The following is a 545-nucleotide window of genomic DNA, read 5'->3' as shown; positions in this document are numbered from 1 at the left end:
CCCGAGCACATGAAGCTGGGCCTGGTCGAGCCGCTGCGYGAGCTGTTCAAGGACGAAGTGCGTCGCCTCGGCGTCGAACTCGGCCTGCCGCGCAGCATGGTCTACCGCCATCCGTTCCCGGGCCCGGGCCTGGGCGTGCGCATCCTCGGCGAAGTGAAGCGCGAATACGCCGAACTGCTGGCCAAGGCCGATGCCATCTTCATCGACGAGCTGCGCAAGGCCGATCTGTACGACAAGACCAGCCAGGCGTTCGCGGTGTTCCTGCCGGTGAAGTCGGTGGGCGTGGTCGGTGATGCGCGTGCGTATGAGTGGGTGATCGCGCTGCGCGCGGTGGAAACCATCGATTTCATGACGGCACATTGGGCGCACCTGCCGTATGACTTCCTGGGCACGGTGAGCAACCGGATCATCAATGAGCTGCGGGGGGTGTCGCGGGTTGTCTATGACATCTCGGGGAAACCGCCGGCGACGATCGAGTGGGAATGAGTTGAATGACGAGGGCGCCGCGAGGCGCCCTCGTCAGTTGTGCGACCGGTGCTGACAGG

The 545-nt window shown here is 64.9% G+C and carries 1 protein-coding gene; it reads left to right on the top strand.

All coding sequences use genetic code 11. The annotated features are described in order from the left end of the window. Positions 1 to 486, top strand: a 486-nt coding sequence (locus tag ACXJKH_RS21980; protein WP_457322562.1) for a GMP synthase (glutamine-hydrolyzing), incomplete at its 5' end; no start/stop codon positions are given. Positions 487 to 545 lie beyond the last annotated feature (59 nt).

It is taken from the genome of Stenotrophomonas sp. P5_B8, assembly GCF_054049855.1.
Note: the sequence above shows the minus strand (reverse complement) of the source record. Positions and strands in the feature narration are given on the sequence as shown.